Source organism: Shewanella sp. 10N.286.54.B9, from assembly GCF_041468565.1.
In the GTDB taxonomy this organism is placed as follows: Bacteria; Pseudomonadota; Gammaproteobacteria; order Enterobacterales; family Shewanellaceae; genus Shewanella.
Map to the genome: position 1 here is coordinate 1 of NZ_JBFRIY010000024.1, position 23,768 is coordinate 23,768.

General features: G+C 44.5%; 16 protein-coding genes. 12 read left to right on the forward strand and 4 right to left on the reverse strand.

All coding sequences use genetic code 11. The features are described 5' to 3' along the window. Positions 1–380 precede the first annotated feature (380 nt). The 8 genes from petA (at position 381) to AB4135_RS09130 (ending at position 10,833) form a co-directional block, all read left to right on the forward strand. Positions 381–971: a ubiquinol-cytochrome c reductase iron-sulfur subunit gene (gene petA / locus AB4135_RS09095; protein WP_020910985.1), complete on the forward strand. Its 591-nt coding sequence runs from the start codon at positions 381–383 to the stop codon at positions 969–971. Then, on the forward strand, positions 971–2,185 hold the full coding sequence (locus AB4135_RS09100) for a cytochrome bc complex cytochrome b subunit (RefSeq protein WP_020910986.1): 1,215 nt from the start codon (positions 971–973) through the stop codon (positions 2,183–2,185). The genes petA and AB4135_RS09100 overlap by 1 nt, the downstream gene beginning before the upstream one ends. Further along, the gene (locus AB4135_RS09105; RefSeq protein WP_371992211.1) at positions 2,185–2,880 is read left to right on the forward strand and encodes a cytochrome c1; all 696 of its coding nucleotides are present in this window, start codon (positions 2,185–2,187) and stop codon (positions 2,878–2,880) included. The genes AB4135_RS09100 and AB4135_RS09105 overlap by 1 nt, the downstream gene beginning before the upstream one ends. Positions 2,881–2,989: 109 nt before the next feature. Then, complete coding sequence (sspA, locus tag AB4135_RS09110; RefSeq protein ID WP_020910988.1) at positions 2,990–3,619, forward strand: stringent starvation protein SspA; 630 nt, start codon at positions 2,990–2,992, stop codon at positions 3,617–3,619. Beyond that, positions 3,619–4,074 (forward strand): ClpXP protease specificity-enhancing factor, encoded by a 456-nt coding sequence (locus AB4135_RS09115; RefSeq protein ID WP_371992213.1) that lies wholly within the window; start codon positions 3,619–3,621, stop codon positions 4,072–4,074. Before sspA ends, AB4135_RS09115 begins: the two co-directional genes overlap by 1 nt. Before the next feature lie 202 nt (positions 4,075–4,276). Beyond that, complete coding sequence (locus AB4135_RS09120; RefSeq protein WP_371992400.1) at positions 4,277–4,849, forward strand: aminodeoxychorismate/anthranilate synthase component II; 573 nt, start codon at positions 4,277–4,279, stop codon at positions 4,847–4,849. A gap of 418 nt (positions 4,850–5,267) precedes the next feature. Beyond that, a complete protein-coding gene (locus AB4135_RS09125) occupies positions 5,268–7,751 on the forward strand; it encodes a prolyl oligopeptidase family serine peptidase (protein ID WP_371992215.1) in 2,484 nt (827 codons plus the stop codon). 178 nt (positions 7,752–7,929) lie between these two features. Beyond that, positions 7,930–10,833: an insulinase family protein gene (locus AB4135_RS09130; protein WP_371992217.1), complete on the forward strand. Its 2,904-nt coding sequence runs from the start codon at positions 7,930–7,932 to the stop codon at positions 10,831–10,833. Positions 10,834–10,961: 128 nt separating this feature from the next. Here AB4135_RS09130 and AB4135_RS09135 read toward each other — a convergent pair whose 3' ends face one another. Next, positions 10,962–12,407 (reverse strand): DEAD/DEAH box helicase, encoded by a 1,446-nt coding sequence (locus AB4135_RS09135; protein WP_371992218.1) that lies wholly within the window; start codon positions 12,405–12,407, stop codon positions 10,962–10,964. A 371-nt stretch (positions 12,408–12,778) separates the two neighbouring features. On the opposite strand from AB4135_RS09135, the gene AB4135_RS09140 reads away from it, so the two are divergent. From AB4135_RS09140 to cydC, 4 genes are all read left to right on the forward strand, one after another. Then, a complete protein-coding gene (locus tag AB4135_RS09140; protein WP_371992220.1) occupies positions 12,779–12,991 on the forward strand; it encodes a DUF3565 domain-containing protein in 213 nt (70 codons plus the stop codon). Between the two features lie 173 nt (positions 12,992–13,164). Further along, positions 13,165–13,515 (forward strand): DUF3622 domain-containing protein, encoded by a 351-nt coding sequence (locus AB4135_RS09145; RefSeq protein WP_371992222.1) that lies wholly within the window; start codon positions 13,165–13,167, stop codon positions 13,513–13,515. A gap of 353 nt (positions 13,516–13,868) precedes the next feature. Then, on the forward strand, positions 13,869–15,686 hold the full coding sequence (cydD, locus tag AB4135_RS09150) for a heme ABC transporter permease/ATP-binding protein CydD (protein WP_371992224.1): 1,818 nt from the start codon (positions 13,869–13,871) through the stop codon (positions 15,684–15,686). After that, a complete protein-coding gene (cydC, locus tag AB4135_RS09155; RefSeq protein WP_371992226.1) occupies positions 15,686–17,425 on the forward strand; it encodes a heme ABC transporter ATP-binding protein/permease CydC in 1,740 nt (579 codons plus the stop codon). Before cydD ends, cydC begins: the two co-directional genes overlap by 1 nt. 85 nt (positions 17,426–17,510) lie before the next feature. Here cydC and AB4135_RS09160 read toward each other — a convergent pair whose 3' ends face one another. The 3 genes from AB4135_RS09160 to AB4135_RS09170 all read right to left on the reverse strand — a co-directional run bounded on the left by AB4135_RS09160 (position 17,511) and on the right by AB4135_RS09170 (position 23,707). Beyond that, positions 17,511–19,394 (reverse strand): methyl-accepting chemotaxis protein, encoded by a 1,884-nt coding sequence (locus AB4135_RS09160; RefSeq protein ID WP_371992228.1) that lies wholly within the window; start codon positions 19,392–19,394, stop codon positions 17,511–17,513. A 281-nt stretch (positions 19,395–19,675) separates the two neighbouring features. Then, complete coding sequence (gene putA / locus AB4135_RS09165) at positions 19,676–22,870, reverse strand: bifunctional proline dehydrogenase/L-glutamate gamma-semialdehyde dehydrogenase PutA (protein WP_371992229.1); 3,195 nt, start codon at positions 22,868–22,870, stop codon at positions 19,676–19,678. 261 nt (positions 22,871–23,131) lie between these two features. Then, positions 23,132–23,707 (reverse strand): TIGR04211 family SH3 domain-containing protein, encoded by a 576-nt coding sequence (locus tag AB4135_RS09170; protein WP_371992231.1) that lies wholly within the window; start codon positions 23,705–23,707, stop codon positions 23,132–23,134. Between the last annotated feature and the right edge of the window lie 61 nt (positions 23,708–23,768).

Genomic DNA, 23,768 nt, shown 5'->3' on the forward strand with positions numbered 1-23,768 from the left:
CCTATTTTAGGACTAGACAAAAGATTTAATTTTTAGGCCTGAATTTTATTCCTACCTATTCAGTCAACTATTCTGCTGTATCCACAATAACATCACTTTAGATCGCATAAGTGGCTAATTTAGAACAAGATAATTAAAATGCATTTTCATGTTCTTTTAAGTTAATTTGCATAAAATGTTAGCCGAGATGCTTTCTTTTTGCGCAGAATGGCCACTAAAAGCAACATAGTTAACTTTGTTGTGTGTTTTAACTATGATCTGGTTCTAATTTTTGGCTATAATGAGCCCCGCCTCAAATTTAGATTTTTAATCTCTGGCTTAAGTCAGAATTTAAGAAACTTAATAAAACAAAAATTCCAACACTCTCTGGAGACAAGTGGATGAGCAATGCGCCAGTCGATACCGGACGTCGCAGATTTCTGACCGCAGCAACCGCCGTAGTAGGTGGTGCTGGTGCCGCTGCTGTAGCGGTTCCGTTTATAAAGTCATGGAATCCGAGTGCCAAAGCGAAAGCAGCAGGTGCGCCGGTTGAAGTAAACATAAGTAAAGTCGAGCCAGGTCAACTTATTCGAGTTGAATGGCGTGGTAAACCTGTATGGGTTGTTCGTCGTACACAGGAGATCTTAGATGGTCTACCTACTATTGACGCTCAGCTTCGCGATCCAGACTCTGTTGAACCACAGCAGCCTGTATACGCACAAAACCCAGGGCGTTCAATTAAGGCAGAGTACTTCATAGCCGTTGGCTTATGTACGCACCTAGGTTGTTCTCCAACTTACTTACCAGACACATTTGGTGAGCAAGTCGAGGGTGTTGCTTCAGGATTCTTCTGTCCTTGTCACGGTTCTAAGTTTGATATGGCTGGTCGCGTATTCCAAGGTGTACCTGCGCCACTCAACTTAGTTATCCCTCCACATCAATATATTGATGATGGCACCGTGATTATCGGTGTTGATAAAGGAGCTGCGTAATGGTTAAGAATATCATTGATTGGATTGATGCTCGTATCCCGATGACCGCGACGTATAATCGTCACGTAGGTCAATATGCGACACCAACCAACTTTAACTTTTGGTACTTTTTTGGCTCACTAGCCATGTTAGTACTTGTTAACCAACTGCTTACCGGTATTTGGTTAACAATGAACTATGTGCCAACCGCAGAAGGTGCATTTGCTTCAATTGAATACATCATGCGTGATGTTGAGTACGGTTGGTTGCTGCGGTATATGCACTCTACCGGCGCCTCGGCCTTCTTTGTGGTTATCTATCTGCATATGTTCCGTGGACTTATCTACGGCTCATACCAGAAGCCTAGAGAGTTACTATGGCTATTCGGTATGCTTATCTTCCTGGTGTTGATGGCAGAAGCGTTTATGGGTTACTTGCTACCTTGGGGACAGATGTCTTACTGGGGCGCACAGGTAATTATCTCATTGTTTGGTGCCATTCCCGTTATCGGTGATGACTTAACATTGTGGATCCGTGGTGACTTTGTTGTCTCCGGTGCAACCTTGAACCGTTTCTTCGCACTGCACGTTATCGCGCTACCGTTAGTACTTGTTGTGTTGGTGTTCTTACACCTAATTGCACTGCATGAAGTGGGGTCAAATAACCCTGATGGTATCGAGATTAAGAAGAACAAAGATGAGAATGGCTGGCCAAAAGATGGTATCCCATTCCACCCTTACTACACAGTTAAAGATATCATGGGCGTTGCTGGCTTCTTGATTGTCTTCTGTTATGTATTGTTCTTTATGCCAGAAGGTGGTGGTTACTTCCTTGAGAAGCCAAACTTTGAAGCGGCTAACCCAATGAAGACACCTGAGCATATCGCGCCAGTTTGGTACTTCACACCTTTCTACGCAATTTTACGTGCGATTCCTGATAAGTTAATGGGTGTTATCGGCATGGGCTTAGCCATTGCTGTACTGTTTATCTTACCTTGGTTAGATCGTTGTAGTGTTAAGTCAATTCGCTACCGCAGCATGGCTCACAAGCTGAACATTAGTCAGTTTGCTGTTTCATTTGTAGTATTGGGCTACTTGGGCGCCGTTCCAGCAACCCCAGCACTAACAATTGCAGCACGTATCTTTACGGTGACTTATTTTGGCTTCTTCTTACTACTATGGATTTACAGTAAGAATGAGAAAACTAAGCCAGTTCCAGAGAGGTTGACACACTAATGAAAAAATTATTGATTGCATTAGTCGCCTTGGTTCCAACTATGGCAATGTCTGCAGGCGGCGGTGCGCACCTTGAAAGTGCTAACATCGACCTGAATGACCAAGAGTCACTGCAACGTGGATTGGATCACTTCCAAAATAACTGTGCAGGTTGTCATAGTACTCAGTATCAGCGTTACGAGCGTGTAGCGACTGATTTGGGTATTTCGCTAGACGATATGCGTACTAACTATATCCATGATGACGCCAAAATTGGTGAGTTGATGGAAAATTCAATTCCAGAAGCAGATGCAGCTAAGTGGTTTGGTGCAACACCACCTGACTTAACTTTGGTTGCCCGTGTTCGTGGTGAAGATTGGATATATACATACCTAAAAGGTTTTTATAAAGATGAAAGCCGTCCATTTGGTGTGAATAATACCGTGTTCCCATCTGTTGGTATGCCGCATGTACTTGAAGAACTTCAAGGACTTGCTGTTAAACAGGAAGACGGCACTTTAGTTGCGACTGGCGGTGCCCTATCTGCTGAAGAGTATGATCAATATGTCCGTGATATCACTGGCTACTTGGTTTACGCTGGCGACCCAGTAAAACTTGAGCGTGAAAGCTTAGGTTGGTGGGTGATGGGCTTCCTATTTATTTTCTTTATTGTGGCCTACCTCTTAAAGAAAGAATACTGGAAAGATGTACACTAAGCCCTATTAAAGGGTAGAATGTATTATCCGCATATTGTAAACGGGGAGCTTTGCTCCTCGTTTGCTTTTGCATTTTTGCTTTTTGAATTGTGAATCCCGGAGGGTATCAATGGCTGTTGCTGCCAACAAACGCTCAATCATGACCCTGTATTCAGGCGCAGATGACCTTTATAGTCATCAGGTACGTATCGTTCTTGCTGAAAAAGGCGTAACGGTTGACGTATTGCAGGTTGATCCAGATGAGATCCCTGAAGACTTGATCGAGCTTAACCCGTACAACACTGTACCTACACTGGTTGACAGAGAATTAGTACTGTATAACTCACGCATTATTATGGAATATTTAGATGAGCGTTTTCCTCATCCTCCACTAATGCCTGTTTATCCGGTTTCACGTGGTCAAACTCGTCTTTGGATGCACCGCATCGAAGAAGACTGGTATGAGCTTGTTGAACGCATCAGAAAAGGCGATCGCGCTGAAGCGGCTCGTAAAGAGTTGACTGAAAGCTTAACCGCTATTGCGCCTATCTTCGGTGAAGTGCCTTACTTTATGAGTGAAGAGTTCGGTTTGGCTGATTGCTACTTAGGCCCACTATTATGGCGTCTACCAGTATTGGGTATCGAACTCGATAACCGTGCTGCAAAAGATATTAAAGCCTACATGACTCGCCTGTTCGATCGCGAATCATTTAAAGCTTCTTTGACAGAGACTGAGCGCGAAATGCGCATGGGTATCTAATGAAAGAGCTAACCCCGAATCGTCCATACTTGTTAAGGGCTTATTATGACTGGCTGATGGATAACCAGTTAACGCCCCATGTTGTTGTTGATGCTTATGTGCCTGGCACCCAAGTTCCGCAGCAGTATGTTAAAGATGGTCAGATTGTACTCAATATTACCGAGAGTGCTGTAGGCGGACTACAGATCACTAATGAGTTTATTGAGTTCAGTGCACGTTTTGGCGGTGTACCTCAACAGGTGTTGTTGCCTATGGCAGCAATCGTCGCCATCTATGCCAGAGAAAATGGCGCGGGTACTGTTTTTGATGTCGAAGAAGCATACCAATTAGAAGAAACTGAAGAAGCGGGGCTTTCTGTTGTAGAGGAACCCATTGCTGAAGTTAGCGAGCCTGAAGAGATCAAAGAAGAGGTTAAGGAACCTAAACGCCGTGGTCATTTGACCTTAGTAAAATAGGTTGTAACCAGACAGAAAAGCCAGTCATTCGACTGGCTTTTTTATTGGAAAAAATTCACGAAAAACTTGAGTGCAGTGAAGATGTGTCAACTCTGTGGTAGCATCTGCGCCCAACTACACTATTACTCAGTGGCATCAAAGGCGCGCTTCTCGCGCTTTGACATTAAATGGCGCTAAAGAAGAACAGGCTTACGGTACAGCTATGATCTTAATGATCGATAACTACGACTCTTTTACTTATAACTTGGTGCAATATTTTCAGCAATTGCAGCAAAGTATTATCGTTAAGCGAAATGACGAGCTTACCCTTGCAGATATAGAGTCTATTAACCCAACTCATATAGTGATCTCCCCTGGTCCATGTACGCCAAATGAAGCAGGACTCTCGCTAAAGGTCATACAAGAATTTGCTGGCAAAGTCCCTATTCTAGGAGTTTGTTTAGGGCACCAAGCCATCGCACAAGTTTTTGGTTCTGACGTGGTAAAAGCTAAAAGAGTGATGCACGGCAAAACCAGTAAAATCGTCCATAACGGAATAGGCCTTTTTGACGGGCTTAATAATCCATTAACAGTTACCCGTTATCACTCGTTATTGATTGATGCTGTCCCACCTGGCTTTGTATTAGATGCTTGGTATGACGACCCTATTCATGGCCGAGAGATAATGGCGATGAGTTGTGCCGCCAAGAAAATTTACTCTGTGCAGTTTCATCCAGAATCTATTTTGACTGAGCAAGGGCATAACTTGTTAGCCAATTTTATTGATATCACCTAAATTGCTACTATCTGTTACAAAGTTTACTCAATTTTAGACAAGTCCCTATAAGAAAGTGTGGTATAAAAGTCCGCAAAAATACTAATACCAATCAGTATAAAGGTTTTATCGCTCAGCGAGAGTTTAGCGGCTTTGAGGCAAGGTCATTAAATGCTCCTGCATTAATGACATTCACCACATCCATGTGGTTTGCAATGAATGAAGAGCATAGTTATTCTACGTTCAAGCTCATTAACGCAGAATCAAAGCCGCTAATACTCGCCTGTAAGGAGTGCTTTAGGCTTCCTACTTCAGTGTTGGATAAATGCAAATGGGAACAACCATTCTGTCAATTATCCGCCTTGAATTAGTTCGCCAAAAAACACTCTGGGTAGATCAACTACTTATACCGATTGGTATATAACAAAAGGGATGGATAATGAAAGACGTCATTCGTCATATCGGATTGAGTGCGCTAACAGTCGCTATTTTAGCGGGTTGCTCTTCGACAACGACTACAGATGCACCAGTAGTAGAAAAGAATCTCTCAACAAATGTTGTGGCTTTATCTGCACCGCCACAAGTAGACCAAGCGCTTACACTAAACCAAATCATGGCTAATCCTGATTGGATGGGGCTGCAAGCAAAGGGTGCATATTGGAGTGACGATGGTCAGTCAATCTACTTTGCTCGCCAAGCTCACGGTTCACCGACTCGCACTTATTACCAGCAAAGTATTACTGACTCGGTTGCTAGTGAACTGGCCTTAAATCAGCTACATGCTGCTGATCAAGAGTATGGCGTACTAGATAATAACAAAGCCCGTAAAGCCTATATCTATCAGGGCAACTTATTCGTTAAAGATCTCAGCTCGTCAAAAGTCACTCAATTAACACGTCAAAACACTAAAGTCGATGGCGTACGTTTTCTTAATAATGGCGATATCGCTTATTGGCAAGGCGATAACATTTTCAAGATAGACCATAACTCAGGTCTGTCAGAGCAGCTAGCAAACATCAAAATGGCAGCAGAGCCAAATGGGGTGCAAGAACCAACAAGCTATATTGCTAAACAGCAACATCGCCTAATCGAATATGTCGCTTTGCAACAAAGCAATGCTAAATCTAAGCAGCAGTATAAAGAGGCGCTAGCTAAAGCTGACCCGACAATGTCTGCCAAGACGTGGTATTTGGGCGATGCAGAAATGGTGACAGAATTGAGTCTATCACCAGATGGGCGCTATGTTTTGTTGTCACTGCGAGACAAGGATTATAGCTGGCGCTCAGACCATGACATTATGCCTAATTACCTTGGTAAGGATGGATATGTTGACGCCGTGCCTGCTCGCGCTCGCGTAGCGGAAGATACTCCACCTGGTGAACGCCTTGTGTTGCTTGACTTAGAAACACATAGCAAAAAAGATATCACTATCGAAGGTCTTACTGGCTTTGATGAAGATGTACTTGCCAGTGTGAAAGCTGAAAACGCCAAAGCGAAAGGCCAAAGCTATACAAGCGAAAAAGCTCCTCGAAAAATACAACGTATTCAAGATTGGGGCTGGTCACAAAGTGCTATGCAGTGGAGTCCATCTGGCGACAAACTCGCAGTAATGCTTGAAGCCGTTGACAATAAAGACCGTTGGATAGCGACAGTTGATCTTACTAAAGGCAACTTAAATACTGAGCACCGTTTACACGACGATGCCTGGATTAACTACAACTTTAATCAATACGGATGGTTACCTAATAGCGACAGCCTTTACTACCTTTCGGAAGAGACGGGTTATTCACATATCTATCTTAAAGCCAAAGGTCAGAAAGCGCGTGCTTTGACACAAGGCCAATACGTGGTGAGTGATATTACCCTCGGCCCTAAAGCGCAGTTTATTTATTACAAAGCCAACAAGAGCCACCCTGGTATTGATAATGTTTACCGAGTTGAGATTGCGACAGGTAAAGACGAGCAGTTAACGCAGTGGCAAGGGCAGTTAGATTACAGCTTAAGCCCTGATGGCAAACAGTTACTGCTTAATGCATCGACTCGCATCAAACCTGCTGAGCTATTTGTACAGCCACTTGGCGGCGAAATGAAGCAGCTAACAGATTACACCAGTGATGCCTTTAAAGATTACGCTTGGCAAGCGCCAGAGGTTGTTGCTGTACCGTCAACGCATGGTGCAGGTGAAGTGTATACACGGGTTTATTTGCCACAAGGGTACAGCAAAGACAATGCTGACAAGTATCCAGCGGTTATTTTTAACCATGGTGCCGGTTACTTGCAAAATGCTCACTACGGCTTCTCAGGCTACTTCAGAGAGTTCATGTTCCACAACTTGCTAGCACAACAAGGTTACGTGGTAATGGACATGGATTACCGTGGCTCAAAAGGCTATGGCCGTGATTGGCGTACTGCCGTTTACCGTCAAATGGGAACACCTGAGGTTGAAGATCTTAAAGATGGCGTGAGTTGGATGGCGGCAAACGTTAATGTTGATGCAGCTAAAGTGGGTACTTATGGTGGTTCATATGGTGGCTTCTTAACCTTTATGGCGCTATTTAATGAGCCTGAACTGTTCCAAGCGGGTGCAGCTCTGCGCCCTGTGACAGATTGGGCACATTACAATGCACCCTACACCTCGAATATCTTAAACACCCCAGATGTTGATCCGATTGCTTACGAGAGAAGCTCACCGATTGAGCATGCTCAAGGATTGCAGAAGCCGTTATTGATCATGAGCGGTGTATTAGATGACAACGTATTTTTTCAAGATAGCGTGCGTTTAGTACAACGTTTGATTGAACTGGAAAAACCGATGTTCGAAACGGCTATCTATCCTGTCGAGCCCCACGGTTTCCGTCAGCCATCAAGTTGGTTGGATGAATATCGCCGTATACATAAGCTTTTCGAGCAAGAGCTAAAATAGTAGTTGTTGCTTATCGACTTAAAAGGTTCCATTGATGGAGCCTTTTTTATTGATATCGTTAACAAATGTTTAACTTTTGAGTGTGCCAATAGCTGTCATTTCTAGCTTTACATATAGCCAGTGTATAAAGTATACCTTGTTGTGGTTAATATTTTGAACCGTACATCAAGGAAGAGCAATGACAACAACAAAACACTTATGTTTTACCTTTAGCTTATGCGCAGTGGCTATTTTTAGTAGTGCTTGCAGTAAACAAACACCCCCTCAAGAGACAAGCATTGCTGTCGCGACCGCGGCTATTGATACCGAATCTAACATCATTAATAAAAGCGTTAATGATAAGCGACATTACCGCTCGATCACCTTAGAAAACCAGCTTGAAGTGGTATTAGTATCAGATCCTAGCATTGAAAAGTCAGCCGCGGCGCTTAGCGTGGGGGTCGGCTCTTACCAAGAACCAGCTGATTTTGGTGGCTTAGCTCACTACTTAGAACATATGCTGTTTCTCGGTACCAAGAGTTACCCAGAGGTGGGTGAGTACAGCAAATTTGTCACCAAAAATGGTGGCGCAGTAAATGCCTATACACAACTTGATCATACAAATTATATGATTGCTGTGAACAATGCGGCCTATGATGAAGGCCTAGCCCGTTTCTCTGGTTATTTCTATGAACCCATACTGGATGCTACTTATGCAGATAAAGAGCGTAATGCGGTGCATTCAGAGTGGACCATGAAAGGGCCAAATGATTATGTGATAATGAGTGCATTAGATGGCGCAACACTCAATCAACAACATCCAATTTCACAGTTCAACTGGGGCAACCTTAACTCCTTGTCGGATAAAGGTGAGCGTACACTGCAAAAAGAGTTATTAGCTTTTTACGATAAATATTATTCCGCCAACTTGATGAAAGCCACGTTGATCAGCAATCGCTCACTCGATGAAATGGAAAAACTGGCGAATAAACACTTCTCGGCAATCATTAATAAAAACGTCGATAAGCCTGTGATTAGCACTCTCGCTGCGACAGACAAAGAGACGGCAAAGCTTATCCGTTATCTGCCGCAAACAGAGATCAATCAGCTGCAAGTGAAGTTCGTGATTGATAACAATATTACCCAGTTTGCGGTTAAACCGAATAAATTCCTGACTCACCTGATTAGCAGCGAAATGCCTGATACATTGGCTGCTAGATTACGCCAGTTGGGATTGATTGAAAACCTATACGCTTACGCAGAAGCCGACAAATATGGCAGCCAAGGCAGCTTTATTATTCATGCGGATCTTACTGCAGACGGTTTGAAAAATCGCGAATTAGTGGTTGGCACAATATTTAAATATTTATCCTTGCTACAACAAAAGGGCATTGATGAGCGCTACTTTAAAGAGATTAAGCAGTCACTTGATAATGATTTCCGTTTTATTGAGAAATATAATGATTATGCCTATGCGATGAGAATAGCTGCTGGACTACAAAAATACCCAGCGCAGTCAGTACTAAGCAGTGCCTTTGATTATGCGCGCTTCGATGCAGATGCGATCAACCAAGTGCTATCACAGTTGACGGTTGCTAATGCGCGAGTGCTCTATATCGATAAAAACCAAGCAGTCGATACCGACATGGATAACTTCAAAGGTCGCTATAAAGTCGAATCAATTGATAAGCAAATGAGTGACTCATGGCTCGCTAAAGCGGCGAGTATAGAGTTGGGTTTACCGAGCGTAAATCAGTTGATGCCGGAAAATTTTGATGTTGTAACCGCTAAATATCCGTCTCCGAAACTGATTGTCAATAGTGCCGAGTCAGAGGTGTACTTAACTCACTCTCAATTATTTAGTCAGCCGAAGGGTTATTTTGCTTTGAAGCTTAATAGCGCAGTCGACAAAAGCAGTGTTAAGCAGCAAGTTATGGCACAGTTGCTGATGAAGTCATGGCGCAATAGCGTTTTACCTGAGGTAGAAGGTGAGGCGCGTGCTGCTGGAGTTAACTTAGGGGTGTGGATTGATAATGGTTTGTCTACCTGGGTGAGTGGCTTTACTGACAAGCAGCCAGTGTTATTGAAAACAATGTTGACGCAGTTGCAAAGCGCCAACATAACCGAGGCTGAACTGCAGAACTTAAAAGCCGCACTAGCAGCGGAGTTACGCAGTAACCAGAAACAAATCGTTATTCAGCAATCATTCAAAGCTTTCAATAAACTACTCAACACCGATCAATTTGAAGATGCCAGTTTACTGGCGCAGATTGACTCGATAACAGCTGAAGCGCTGTTGGCATTTAGAAATGAGCTATTTAAAAATGGTAAGCCACGTGTTTTTGCCTATGGTAATTACCAAGAGGATCAGCTGGCGACTACGGTTAAGCAAATGGTTAAGCTATTGCCGCAACAGCGGGTTATTGAACCGGCTTATTTTTCGCCTCTAATTGAGCTAACCTCAGCGTCGATTGTCAATTTGCAAGCCGATATAGACATGACCGACGTGGGGCTAGTGGATGCAAAATTCACTAAGTTGACTCCAAAAACTGCTGCAACAGCGATGGTATTGCAAAATCTGCTGCAACCCAGTGCATTTAATCAACTGCGCACAGAAGAGCAGCTTGGGTATTCTGTTGGCTTCTTTAGTCAGAAAATGCGTGAACATGTATTGATGGCAATGTACATACAGTCGCCTGTAAAGGGGCCTGATGCATTACTCACTCGATTTAATGCTTTTAAAAATCAATTCTCTAAGGAACTCGCTGCCACAACCAATGAAAATATTGCTGCAATAAAAGACAGCGTTATGGTTGGGCTAACGCAGCCACCTAAAAACATTAGAGAAGAGGCACGTCCCCTTTATAAAGATTGGCTCGAATATAAAACAGATTTTGTTAGTCATGAACAGCTAATTGCAGCAGTAAAGCTGGTGAGTTTAGAAGATGTGCAAGCACTCTTTGTCGAACTGGCTGCTGAAGATAAATTGGCAAGAGTGGTCGTTCAGCTACGAGGCACCGAGTTTAAAGATGCCAAGTTTGCTGACTTTAACCAACAAAAGAAGGTCGTTAGTATTGATGAGTTCCATCAGCAAAAGCTGTAACGCTATCGGATCGGTATAAGAGATTTACTTTAGTTAATCTCTTAAAATCATCGCTATAAAAAAAGTCCTAATACATAACTGTATTAGGACTTTTTATTTTTAAGCTGTTGCCTTAAGGCTGAATATGACTAACCTTGCGTGCTGTTGTCATTGCGGCGAGTGCGGCGCTGACCGGATAACGGCGCTGAACCTGGCTTGCTTGATCTAGCGTGTCTTGGGTTCTTATCGTTCGGCTTATGACCACGGGCGGCTTCTCCGCTGCGTTGACCATCTTTATGTTCAGCTTTACCTGCACTATTTTGCTGACCACTGCCTTGGTTGCGGTTAGCGGGCTTGCCACTTGAATTGCCGCGTCTTGGGTTTGAGCTGCGTGAATTGCTATTACGCGGGCCTTTGTTTTGTCCATGAGACTTTTTGGTTAAGTCTGTTTCTGGCAATTTGTGTGTTGGCTCAAAACCTTCAATCACTCTGCGCTCAAGGTTTTGCTTGATAAGTAGTTCGATATCGCGAAGCAGTTTAATCTCTTCATCGCTAACCAGTGATACCGCTTGGCCTGTTGCGCCAGCACGACCTGTACGGCCGATACGATGAACATAATCCTCAGGCACGTTTGGCAAGTCAAAGTTAACGACTTGCGGTAGTTGGTCGATATCTAAGCCACGTGCGGCAATATCGGTTGCAACTAACACACGAACATCGCCACTCTTAAATTCTGCTAATGCTTTAGTACGTGCACCTTGGCTCTTATTACCATGAATCGCAGCAGCAGTAATACCTTTAGCATCTAGGCTTTTAGCGAGGCGGTTTGCACCATGTTTAGTGCGGCTAAACACCAATACTTGCTGCCAATCATGCTGCTTGATTAACTTGACCAATACTGCCGCTTTCTGACCTTTATCAACCGGACATATCCACTGCTTGACGGTATTAGCGGTCGCATTACGTGGCGTCACTGAGATTTCGACTGGATTGTTAACCAAACCTTTAGCCAGTTTACGGATATCATCAGAGAAGGTTGCCGAGAACATAAGGTTCTGACGTTTGGCTGGCAACACGGCAAGGATCTTTTTAATATCGTGAATAAAGCCCATATCAAGCATACGGTCTGCTTCATCAAGCACGAGTACTTCAAGTTGGCTAAAACTCACCGCCCGTTGGTTATAAAGGTCGAGTAGACGACCTGGAGTCGCAACCAAGATGTCAACACCACGGTTTAGCTTAGTAATTTGTGGGCCGATGCCAACGCCGCCAAATACAACAGCTGATTTAAGTGGTAATTGCTTTCCGTAGACCTCAACGCTTTCACCTACTTGCGCAGCTAGCTCGCGCGTTGGTGTTAATACCAAAGCTCTAACTTGTTTTGCCGGGGCTTTAGTGCCTTTTGAAAGTAACTCTAATAAAGGCAAGGTAAAACCTGCCGTTTTACCTGTACCGGTTTGCGCCGCAGCCATGACGTCTTTACCTTCAAGTACCGCTGGAATTGCTTGTGCTTGAATTGGAGAGGGAGTGTCATAGCCTTTATTGGCAACAGCTTTCAAAATTTGGGTAGATAAACCCAGTGACGCAAAACTCATAGATTGGTCTCATTTCGGCCAGCCAAGCTGGCGTAAAGCGCGCTGACTGCAGTTATAGGGGAGCTGGCATATGCTAGCGGCCGTGCAGCTTACAGGATCTGCTTAAAAAGCGCCATTTAATAAACGATAGCACTATTCTATTCATCATCGATTAAGTATAGGGTGAGTATTGAATGATTGTTTATCGTCAAATGCTGAAGATTGTAAGGAAATAGCACTAATTTGCACAAAATCTCTTATTTGTGTGATTTTTAGTCATTTAAAAGATGTTGTTTCGAGGCCGCACGTGTTAATCTCGCGCCCCTGAAAGATTATCTACTGACCTCAACCCAAACGTAGTCGAACATTTTCTGCTATTTAAGGCGTTTGTCTTGCTACAAGCCATTATTAATTATCATCTAGATGATGAACAACACTGGGTTGCTGAACTTGTTTGTGGTCATAACCAGCATGTGCGCCACCGTCCTCCTTGGGAGCGACGTGACTGGGTCACAAGTGTTAGAGGTAGACAATCGATGCTTGGTTATATGCTGTATTGCAAGCAATGCGAGCTGAAGGTGACAGAAAGTCAAAGTAGTGTTTAAGCTTAATTGCTCGTCACACAACTGATTTACGACTATGGTTTATTTTTGGCGTTAAATCGCTGACAGAATATTAAAGGTGATAGCTAAGCATGGCTCTAGCTGTTACTCATTGATTGGGCTCGAACTTTTATAGAGCTCAAAGTATTACGATTATTGTTAGGAAAATAAGTAACATGACACAAACAAAGAAGTATGATTTTCGCGTTGTTCAAGATAAAGAAACTTGGACTGGCCAGATCACTCGTCGCCAATCAGCTAGAAAAATAGTTGTTTCGAAAACCCAAAAAGGTTTTGCGACCGAAGCTGAAGCCACTGCATGGGGCGAAACTGAGCTTAAATCATTCTTAGAAAATCTTGTTAAGCGTAACGAGCGCAAAGCAAAAGCGCGTGAAGAGCGTAATAAAGCTGCCGATGAAAAAGAGTCAGCAGCAGATGCATGGCGCAGTGCACGCGATGAAAAAGCGGATTCAAACAACGATTTTGATGAAGACAACCTTGATTACGGCTCTGACGCTGAACGTTAATTGAGATGACTCGTTGCTAATCGCGACCAGTAGAAGAATAAACCGTGTAGAGCTTAGCTTGCACGGTTTTTTTATGGCTTGAACATAAGCTAATTGATTTTCAATTCACTTGTTTCTTTGATCTAGCTCAATTTTTGTGAGTCTAGTAACAAATACAGAACTGGCGTTTTATTCTGCGTTTAATGCCTGCGATACTACAACCTTATATACCTCAAGCCCGTTATTTGTTTTAGCGTGCGGAACTAACACTTAAGTCAGTCCTCTTAAGTACAGCTCCGTGGCGATAACCCTTAGCCGATTTATTTCGATAATTTATTAAGCTTACCTATCACATACAGTAGATCTGGAAACCAATGGATAAAACCGTAGAGAAAAAGCTCACTCACTGGCTCAAGCTACAAAAATCAGCCTGTGGTTATTACCTTAATTTGTCGATCTTATTTGGGGTACTAACAGGGATTAGCTTGATGTGCCAAGCGTGGTTAATTGCCACTATATTGCAGGGGATCATTATCGATGAACTGCCAAAGTCTGCTTTTACTGACCATTTTTGGCTGCTGCTATTGTTGACCATTTTCAGAGGCGTGCTGGCTTTTGCCAGAGAGCGTTCAAGTTTTAAGGCGGGTGCACAACTGCGGGTGCATATGCGGGCTGCGGTTATGGATAAGCTTGCAGCGCTAGGACCTGCTTTTATTCAAGGAAAACCTGCCGGAAGTTGGGCTAGCATCGTGCTCGAACAGGTAGAAGACTTACAAGATTTTTATGCGCGTTACCTGCCGCAAATTGTATTGGCGGGCTTTATCCCACTGATTATTCTAATCGTCGTGTTTCCTATCAACTGGGCGGCGGGGGCTATTTTACTGGCTACAGCACCACTCATTCCAATGTTTATGATATTGGTGGGAATGGGGGCTGCAGATGCCAACCGCAAGAACTTTGGCGCGTTGGCACGTTTAAGTGGCCATTTTATGGATAGGTTAAAAGGCTTATCGACTTTAAAGTTGTTTAATCAAGGCGCCAAAGAGGCAAAAGCGATTAAGAAGGCGTCCGAAGAGTTTAGGGAGCGCACCATGTCGGTATTGCGGATGGCATTTTTAAGCTCTGCAGTGCTCGAGTTTTTCGCGGCACTATCGATAGCGGTACTGGCGGTGTATTTTGGCTTTAGCTATCTGGGTCATCTTAACTTTGGTCATTACGGCAGCTCAATTAGTTTATTCACTGGTTTGTTTGTACTTATCCTCGCTCCTGAGTTTTACCAGCCGCTGCGCGATATGGGCACACACTATCACGCCAAAGCGCAAGCCATTGGCGCTGCAGAAGAGTTGATGGCGCTGCTTGAGCATCCTGAACAAGATCAAGCTGAACAGCTGGGAGATCGGGTTAACGTTGAGGGACCCATCCAAGTTGAGGCTGTTGATTTAGTCGTGTATAGCATGGACGGCGCTATGTTACTTGGCCCGATTAGCTTCTCCCTAGCGGCAGGTGAGCATATTGCGATTGTGGGCAGTAGTGGGGCAGGTAAAACCAGCTTACTTAGCGCTATTTTGGGTTTTTTACCCTATCAAGGCCAGTTAAAAGTTAATGGCATCGAACTGAATCAGTTACCTAAACCGGTGTGGCGTAAACAGCTGGCTTGGCTTGGGCAAGAGCCCCAGTTATTTTGCGGTACGGTGCGGGAGAATGTTGCCTTAGGCAAGACTGCGCAAGGACAAATATTAGCCGATGATGACATCAAGGCGTTATTAGCTAAAGCTCATATCCTCGATTTTATAGAGTCGCAACCTCTGGGGCTGGATTTTCCAATACAGGAGCAAACCGCTGGGCTATCGGTCGGTCAAGCGCAGCGCATTGCGCTCGCAAGGGCATTAGCGCAACAACCTAAACTCTTTGTTTTGGATGAACCGACAGCTAGCCTCGATAGTTTAAGTGAGCAAGCTGTGCAGCGAGCTTTAACCGCAGCGATGCAAGATAGTGGCTGTTTGATGGTCACCCATAGGCTAGAGTCGTTGCATGCAATGGATCGAGTACTCGTGATGGAAAAAGGTCTGTTAGTGCAACAAGGTACTTACGCGCAGCTTGTCGACGTCGACGGGGCATTTAAGCGGATGCTGGCGCAGTCTAATGCAGCCGAGTTCGCAAAAAGCCCGACTGAACTTAAGGAGGATAAGTGATGCAAGCATTACTTCCTTACATCAAGCGATTTAAAAGCCAGTGGTTTATGATGTTTATCGGACTATTTTTAAGTGTCACCACTTTAATGGCTGGTATTGGTCTTTTGTCGCTTTCCGGCTGGTTCTTATCGGCTACAGCTGTCGCGGGCTTAACAGTCGCAACAGCGCAAATGTTTAACTACTTCACTCCCGCTGGTGGAGTGCGATTCCTCTCGATTGTGCGCACCGCAAGCCGTTACGGTGAGCGATTAGCCACTCACGAAGCGACATTTAGTTTATTAACTGATTTGCGTTGCTGGGTATGGAATAAGTTAATGCCCCTTAGCGCTAAAAACTTACAAGGGATCCGCCGTGGCGATCTGTTGAATCGTTTAGTTGCCGATATCGACACCTTAGATCACCTGTATTTGCGCTTATTAACGCCGCTACTAGCCTCATTATTGATGTTAATGGGCTTGTACTTTTTTGTATCTTGGTTTGATGCCCAGCTTGCCGTTACCCTCTGCAGCATGCTGTTAGCGGTTTGGCTGCTATTACCGACAGTGTTTTACTTTCTGGGGCGGAAACCTGGGATCGAGCAGCTTGAAACTAAACGTCAGCTGCGGGTGCAGTTATTGGAATATCTACAAGGCCAAGCTGAATTAACTCTGTTTGGCGCTCAAGAGGTTTATCGACAGCGCTTGAACGCTGCTGAGCGTTTGATGATAGCGAGCCAAAGCCGGATGAATTTGGTGACATCCCTTAGCCAAGCATGTCTGATTTTTTGTCATGGGTTTGCGGTATTAGTGATGCTGTATATGGCTGCAGCAGGAGTCGGGGAGTCTGTCCCGCCTGGCCCCAAGCTTGCGATGATCGTGTTTATGACGATGGCGACGATTGAGATGATGATGCCTTTAGCGGGCGCATTTCAGCATCTGTCGGCCTGTAGCTCTGCTGCGACACGATTAAACCAAGTCGTTGAACAAACGCCTGATGTAACTTACGCCGCAGAAAGTCAACTTGAGATCAGCAAAGGGCATATTGAGCTGTCTGATATTGACTTTGGTTACGATGCTAAGCATCCAGTGCTAAGTGCGCTTAACTTAACTATTCCGGCAGGCGCTAAAGTCGCGCTGCTTGGGCAAACGGGTTGTGGTAAGTCGAGTTTACTGTCGTTAATCACCAGAGAATGGTTGCCACAAAGTGGGCAAGTGAAGCTCGATGATCGAGACGCAGCGGCTTATTCAGAACAAGCGTTGCGAGATGCTATGTCAGTGGTGAGCCAGCGTATCTATCTGTTTAGTGGCACTTTAAGAGACAATTTGGCAATAGCATTAGAAAATAGCAGCCGTAAAGATGATGACAAGTTAATTGCGGTATTGCAGCAAGTCGGTTTAGGGGCATTACTGCAAGGTGATAAACCACTCGATAATTGGATTGGAGAAGGTGGTCGCCAGCTTTCTGGTGGAGAACAACGCCGGATAGGCGTTGCAAGAGCGCTGCTTAGGGATGCGCCATTACTACTGCTTGATGAGCCTACAGAAGGGTTAGATAAACAAACTGAACGCGAGATATTGGAGCTACTATTTAGCTTTGCTAAAGGCAAAACAGTTCTCATGATTAGTCATCGTTTAACGGCCATGTCACGTATGGATACGATTCACCTGATGGAGCAGGGGCGTATTCGTTGCTCTGGTAACCATCAGCAACTGCTTGAAACTGATAGTTACTATGCCAGCTTGCAGCAAAAACTGATTTAGAGACTTAATTCTCAGTGTTGTCAATTTAAAAAGGGCAGGATGATAATCCTGCCCTTTTGTACTTTATATTTTGAGCGCTATAAATCTAGACTTTGAACTTAGCGACTCTATCGTTAAGCTCAGCGGCGATAGCAAGCAGTTCATCAGCATTACTTGCTACGCTATTGGTTTGGGTGGTTAGTAGGTTTGATACCTCTCTCACCGCTTCTGTATTACGACTAATGTCTTCAGACACTGCACGTTGCTCTTCTGCAGCTCCCGCTATTTGAGTTGCCATATCGGAGATCTCGGTAATCGATAACGTTAACCTTTCGAGGTTATCGAGTGCTTTCTCAGAATTATCAACGCTTTCAACTACGATATTGGTGCTGGTTTTCATATTACTTACTGCTAGTTGGCTGTTTTTCTGCAGCGTGATAATCATATTACGGATCTCTTCGGTAGAGTCCTGGGTGCGGTGACTTAGTACTCGTACCTCATCAGCAACCACTGCAAAACCGCGGCCCTGTTCACCGGCACGAGCAGCTTCAATTGCAGCGTTCAGTGCCAGTAGGTTAGTTTGCTCAGCAATAGACTGAATCGTAGCCAGTACCAAGTTGATTTCAGTGGTGTTCTGCTCTAACTCAATAATGACATTGGACGCTTGGTTAAGCTGCTGAGATAGCTGGTTGATGGAGCTATTGCTTTCGCGAATGATCTGCTGTCCTTGTTGGCAATTCTCTGCCGATACGCTGGCTGCACTGGCGGTGGATTCAGCATGATTGGCTACTTCGCCGGCTGTGGCTGACATCTCATGGATTGCTGTCGCTATTTGATCAATATCTTGATGCTGACTATCTATTTGCGCACTGGTCATGCCCACTAGGGTTGAAGAATCATTCGCTTGTTTAGTGAGTTCGTGTGCATTGTTGACGAGCGCAGCAACCATCTGTTGCAAGGAGTGCAAGAATGCATTCATGTGCAGTGATAACGTGCCAATCTCATCAGCTTGTTTGACTTCAAATCGTTGAGTTAGGTCACCTTGTCCTTTGGATAAGTCTTCCAGTGCCAAGGTCAGTTTTTGCAGCGGTGCAAACATGCGATTCAAAGCCAAAGTTGCTAACGCAAGAATGACAATAAATAATCCAGACATTATCACTAATACTCGGGTGATCTGTTTTTGGACACCGGCATAAGCTAACTGCTCATCTTCTACAATACCTAAGGTCCAATCTGTACCTGGTATTGCGGTTAATTGTACTAACTTATCGTGTTGATCACCGCGCCAATTAAGGGTGAGAAGCGCACCTGAACGGCGTGCTTGTTCTACGTTGTGAGAGTTAAAATAGGGATTAAGCTCGGTCGCTGGCTTAAATAGTTGTTGATGATCGTTAACGGCCAGTATTTTATTGCTGCCATCAATAAGAAATGCAAAACCGTTATTAGATACTACTAACTGTTCAACTTGTTCGGTTATCCCATCAACTGTCATATCGGCCGCAACAACGCCGCTGTTTGCGCCAGAAAAAGCTTTGGCCATTGTCACCACAATACTGCCATCAAAGTCGAGGTAGGGGTCAGTAAAGATAAGTTGCTGGCTGCGTTTCGCTTGTTGAAACCAAGGACGTGTGGTTGGATCATAATCACTAGGCCACACCTCATCTTGATTACCATAAACCACATCGCCATTATCAAGGCCTGCATAGACAGACATAAACCCACCCGCTCTAAGCGTCAGTAACATCTCCCGTTCGACGTCGACACTTTTGCTAATGAGAGATTCATTTGCCAGCAGTAAATTACTGCCCATTTGAATATTAGTGGCGATAAAGTTACTGGTGGCAGTACTTGTTTCATTAATTCTATGGGTAATGGTATTTGTCGTTTCTTCAATAAGTTGTGAGATAGATATGTAGGACTGTACAGCACTAATGAACGCACAAGTCAGTAGTATCGCAATTTGAATTTTTCGTTTAATTGTTAGAGTCATTGGATTGATTTTTATCTGCTGTGAAGTAGTGGTTATGCATACTGGTTACGCTTGTGTTTTTGGCGTTAATTGTGCGGCAGTTGCATGCCTTAAAGGGTATTTTGTGCTGATTGTACTTGAGGTAAACAGCAAGGTTTAGCTGAAAATGCTGCTTGAGATCACAGCCTTGAGATTGGGATTTCTAGGTGTTGTAACAATGACAAGTTAACCACAAAAAAAGCCAGGTGTTAGCCTGGCTTTTACTTCAAAACGAAATGTCTTGTTTGCTATATCGTCGCGATCTAGTCTTCACTGTCACCTAAAGACAACAATGTGGCGTTACCACCAATAGCAGTAATATTATTGGTTCTGGTTTTTTCAGTCACAAAGCGAGTTAGGTAGTGTGGACCACCTGCTTTAGGACCGGTACCTGATAAGCCTTGACCGCCAAATGGCTGCACACCAACGACGGCGCCAATTTGGTTACGGTTGATATACACGTTACCAACGTTAACTTTATCAGCCACTTCAAGTGCGTGACCTTCATTACGGCTGTGAATGCCAAGTGTTAAACCAAAGCCAGTAGAGTTTATCTCGTCGATAACTTTATTGAGCTCAGATGCTTTGTAGCGAATGACATGCAGAATTGGTCCAAAGTGTTCTTTCTCAAGTACCTTGATAGAGTCAATTTCGACTGCTGTTGGGGTAACGAAGTGACCGTTCTCTGTGCCAGCGGGTAGCTCTATTTGCTTGAGCAGCGTGCCAACTTGCTTAATATGGTCGATATGAGCATTTAGGTTCGCAGCTGCTGTAGCATCAATAACTGGACCGACGTCAGTTTTCACTGAGCTTGGATCGCCAATAGTTAGTTCTTCCATCGCGCCTTTCATCACATCGAGAACGCGTTCAGCAACGTCCTCTTGTAAGAACAGAACGCGAAGTGCTGAACAGCGTTGACCTGCACTGGTAAAGGATGATGCAACAACATCTGTTACTACTTGTTCAGGTTGTGAGGTTGAGTCAACAACCATTGCATTCTGGCCACCGGTTTCAGCTATGAGTGGAATAATGGCACCTTCACGCATTGCTAGCGTGCGGTTAATCAATTTTGCGGTGCCGGTTGAACCAGTAAAGCAAACGCCACCAATACGTTCATCGCTAGTGATAGCCGAGCCAACCGTTGCACCAGTGCCTGGAAGGAACTGTAACACTTCTTTTGGAATACCTGCTTCGTGGGCAAGTTGAACTGCACGATAGCCAACGATAGACGTTTGCTCTGCAGGCTTGGCGACAACAGTGTTACCTGCGGCTAATGCAGCAGCAACTTGACCTAAGAAAATAGCCAGAGGGAAGTTCCATGGGCTAATACAAACAAAGATCCCACGACCTTGCAGGAATAGCTCATTTAGCTCACCTGTTGGCCCAGGAAGAAGCTCTGGTTGACCCATCATCTTCTTAGCTTGTACTGCATAATAGCGACAGAAATCTACGGCTTCACGTACTTCGTCAATACCATCCTGAATACTCTTACCCGCTTCACGAGTACAAAGCGCAATCAGCTCTTCACGGTTCTCTTCAAGCAGGTCGGCAAGCTTCTGTAGCGCGTTTGCACGTACTTCAACAGGGGTTGAACACCAGCTAGAGAAAGAGGCATCAGCACCTGCAAGCGCTTGTTCAATCGCTTGATTATTGGCAAAGGCGACTTTACCAACCACTTTAGTGGTATCAAACGGACTGACAATCTCTTTCACTTCACCGCTGAGGGTTTCGCCGTTAACCAATGGTCCAGCAGACCAAGTTGTTTCTTTAAACTTTTCTATCGCCGCAAAAAATGGCGTAGATTCTGAAATGATGTTCATGTTGAGGCCCTTGGAGTTTTTACGCTCAGCACCGAAGATATCTTCCGGTAAGACGATTTTGTTGTTAGCCAGGGTTTTGTATCCCTTGAGTGTTGATAGTGGGTGTACTACCAGTGACTCAATAGGCGTATTGGGATCGACCAGCTTGTGCACAAATGATGTATTGGCACCATTTTCAAGCAAGCGTCGCACTAGGTACGGCAGCAGGTCTTTGTGGGCGCCAACTGGTGCATAGATACGTACTGTTTTCACGCCACTTTCTGCAAGCAGTGTGTCGTAAAGCTCTTCACCCATGCCATGCAGGCGTTGGAACTCGTAGTTTCTATCGCCAGCCATTGCGGTAATTGAGGCAACGGTTTGGGCGTTGTGGCTAGCAAATTGCGGGTAGATAGCTCCACGTGTCGAATCTGACAGCAAGTATCTAGCACAAGCAAGATAAGATACATCGGTACCCGCTTTGCGGGTATAAAGCGGGTAACCCGCTTCACCGTTTTCTTGTGACCACTTAAGTTCGCTGTCCCAATATGCACCTTTAACAAGACGCAGAGGAATTTCATCGCCTTGAATTTTAGCTAGGCGCGTCAACCAACAAAGTACCGGAAGGGCGCGTTTTGAATATGCCTGAACGACAATGCCCAGTAGTCCCCAGCCTTTAGCTGCTTGTGAATTATAGAGACGTTGGAATAGCTTGAGTGATAGTTCGAGGCGATCCATCTCTTCAGCATCAATCGATACACCGACGTTTAGTGAACGCGCCTGCTTGATTAGCAAGATCAACGTATCGTGCAATTCAGTTAGCGTTCTGTCTTCGTTGGCAACTTCATAGCGTGGGTGTAACGCTGAAAGCTTAATTGAAATAGTAGGGCGCGGTGCCTCTGACTCGTCATACTCTTGCGCACCTAGTGCTGCAATGGCGCTTGAATAGTCGTCAAAATATTTTGCCGCATCTTTTTTGGTTAATGCCGCTTCACCTAGCATATCGTAGCTGTGGGTATAACCCAGCTTGCGCTTATCAACGCTATTTTTTAGCGCTTCTTTCACACTACGGCCTAGTACAAATTGTTTGCCCATAATCTTCATCGCTGCAAGCATGGCTTGGCGGATAACAGGCTCGCCCATTTTATTGACTAAACGGTTTAATAGGTTGCTCGGTCGGCCATCTGTTTTTTGGTCAAGCTTAACGATTTTACCGGTAAGCATTAAGCCCCATGTAGAGGCGTTGACCAACACAGAATCGCTCTTACTTATGTGTTCATCCCATTTTGCACCTGATAATTTATCTTCAATCAAGGCGTCAGCTGTTGCTGAGTCAGGAATACGTAAAAGTGCTTCAGCAAGACACATTAAAATAATGCCTTCCTGAGTTTCTAAGCTATATTGCTGCAAAAATGCGTCAATACCGACCATCAGGCCTTTTTTATCGTATTGACGAACTTTATTGACTAATTCGTGTGCACGGTTTGTCACACGGTCGATCTCTTCATCGCTGGACGGAACCAGTTTTATCAATTCTGATAAATATTGTTCTTCGTCAACGATGTAATTATCGCTGATCGCTTTGAACAGTTCGTTGAGATCGGCTGAGTCATAATGACCAGCTAGTACTTCACTCGCTTTGAACATATTAATCACTTCCATCTTGGCCGTAAGGCATATTGCTGGGATGTTGTCGCGACAAGAGCTTTGTTGTTATTTTTGTATACAATCTAAGGTCTCCGCGCGGCCGATTATACCTGCAAAATGTGACGAGCGACACCTTTGTGAATTGTTGTGTGATGTTTGTTTGATCTGGCGGTGTGGGTATGTGGGCTAGGCCACTTGTAGCGGGAGTTGTTGCGAATAAAATAAAAAGCCAGTGTTTAAAAACACTGGCTATAAACGGCGGATATTACTGTTTTTTTACCAACGATTTTTAGGCTTGCGCTGTGGTCTTGGCAGATAAACGATAATGATCCCCAAAATGAGACCGCCAGCAGCGATAAAGCCACCTTGCTTCCACATTTCGAAACGTTCATTTTTTTGCATACTGGCAAGTTTCACTTGAGCACTATCTCGCTCCTGCGTCGCGCTTGCTAATTCTCTTTGGGCTTTAGATAGCTGAGACTTTATTTGATTTAACTCTTGTACGCTCGCATCCGTTGTCGTCAGAGCTGTAGATAAGTCAGCTTTAGTCTGTTCAAGCTCAGCTTGAAGTGCTGGCAGTTGCTCACGCAGGCTGACCTTAGCGCTAAGCATTTTTGTTTGAACCCAGCCCTCACGACCCTTGTGGTCAATAATCTTGCTGTAATCGCCTTGTGCTTCGCCTAATGAAGTTACCTTCTGACCTGCTTCTACACTGCCTAGTATCCGGAACTGTGTTCCCGGGCCACCATGGAGGTAAATAAAAACATCATCTGAGATGTAACTTGTTTGGTTTGCAGCAAATAAAGAGGGGGAAAGCAGTAACGCTCCCACAATAGTTAAAATTCTTAACACCAATCTATTCTCATCAATGAAATTTAGCCAACATGCTAGGGATTTAAAGGCCCTAATGCAA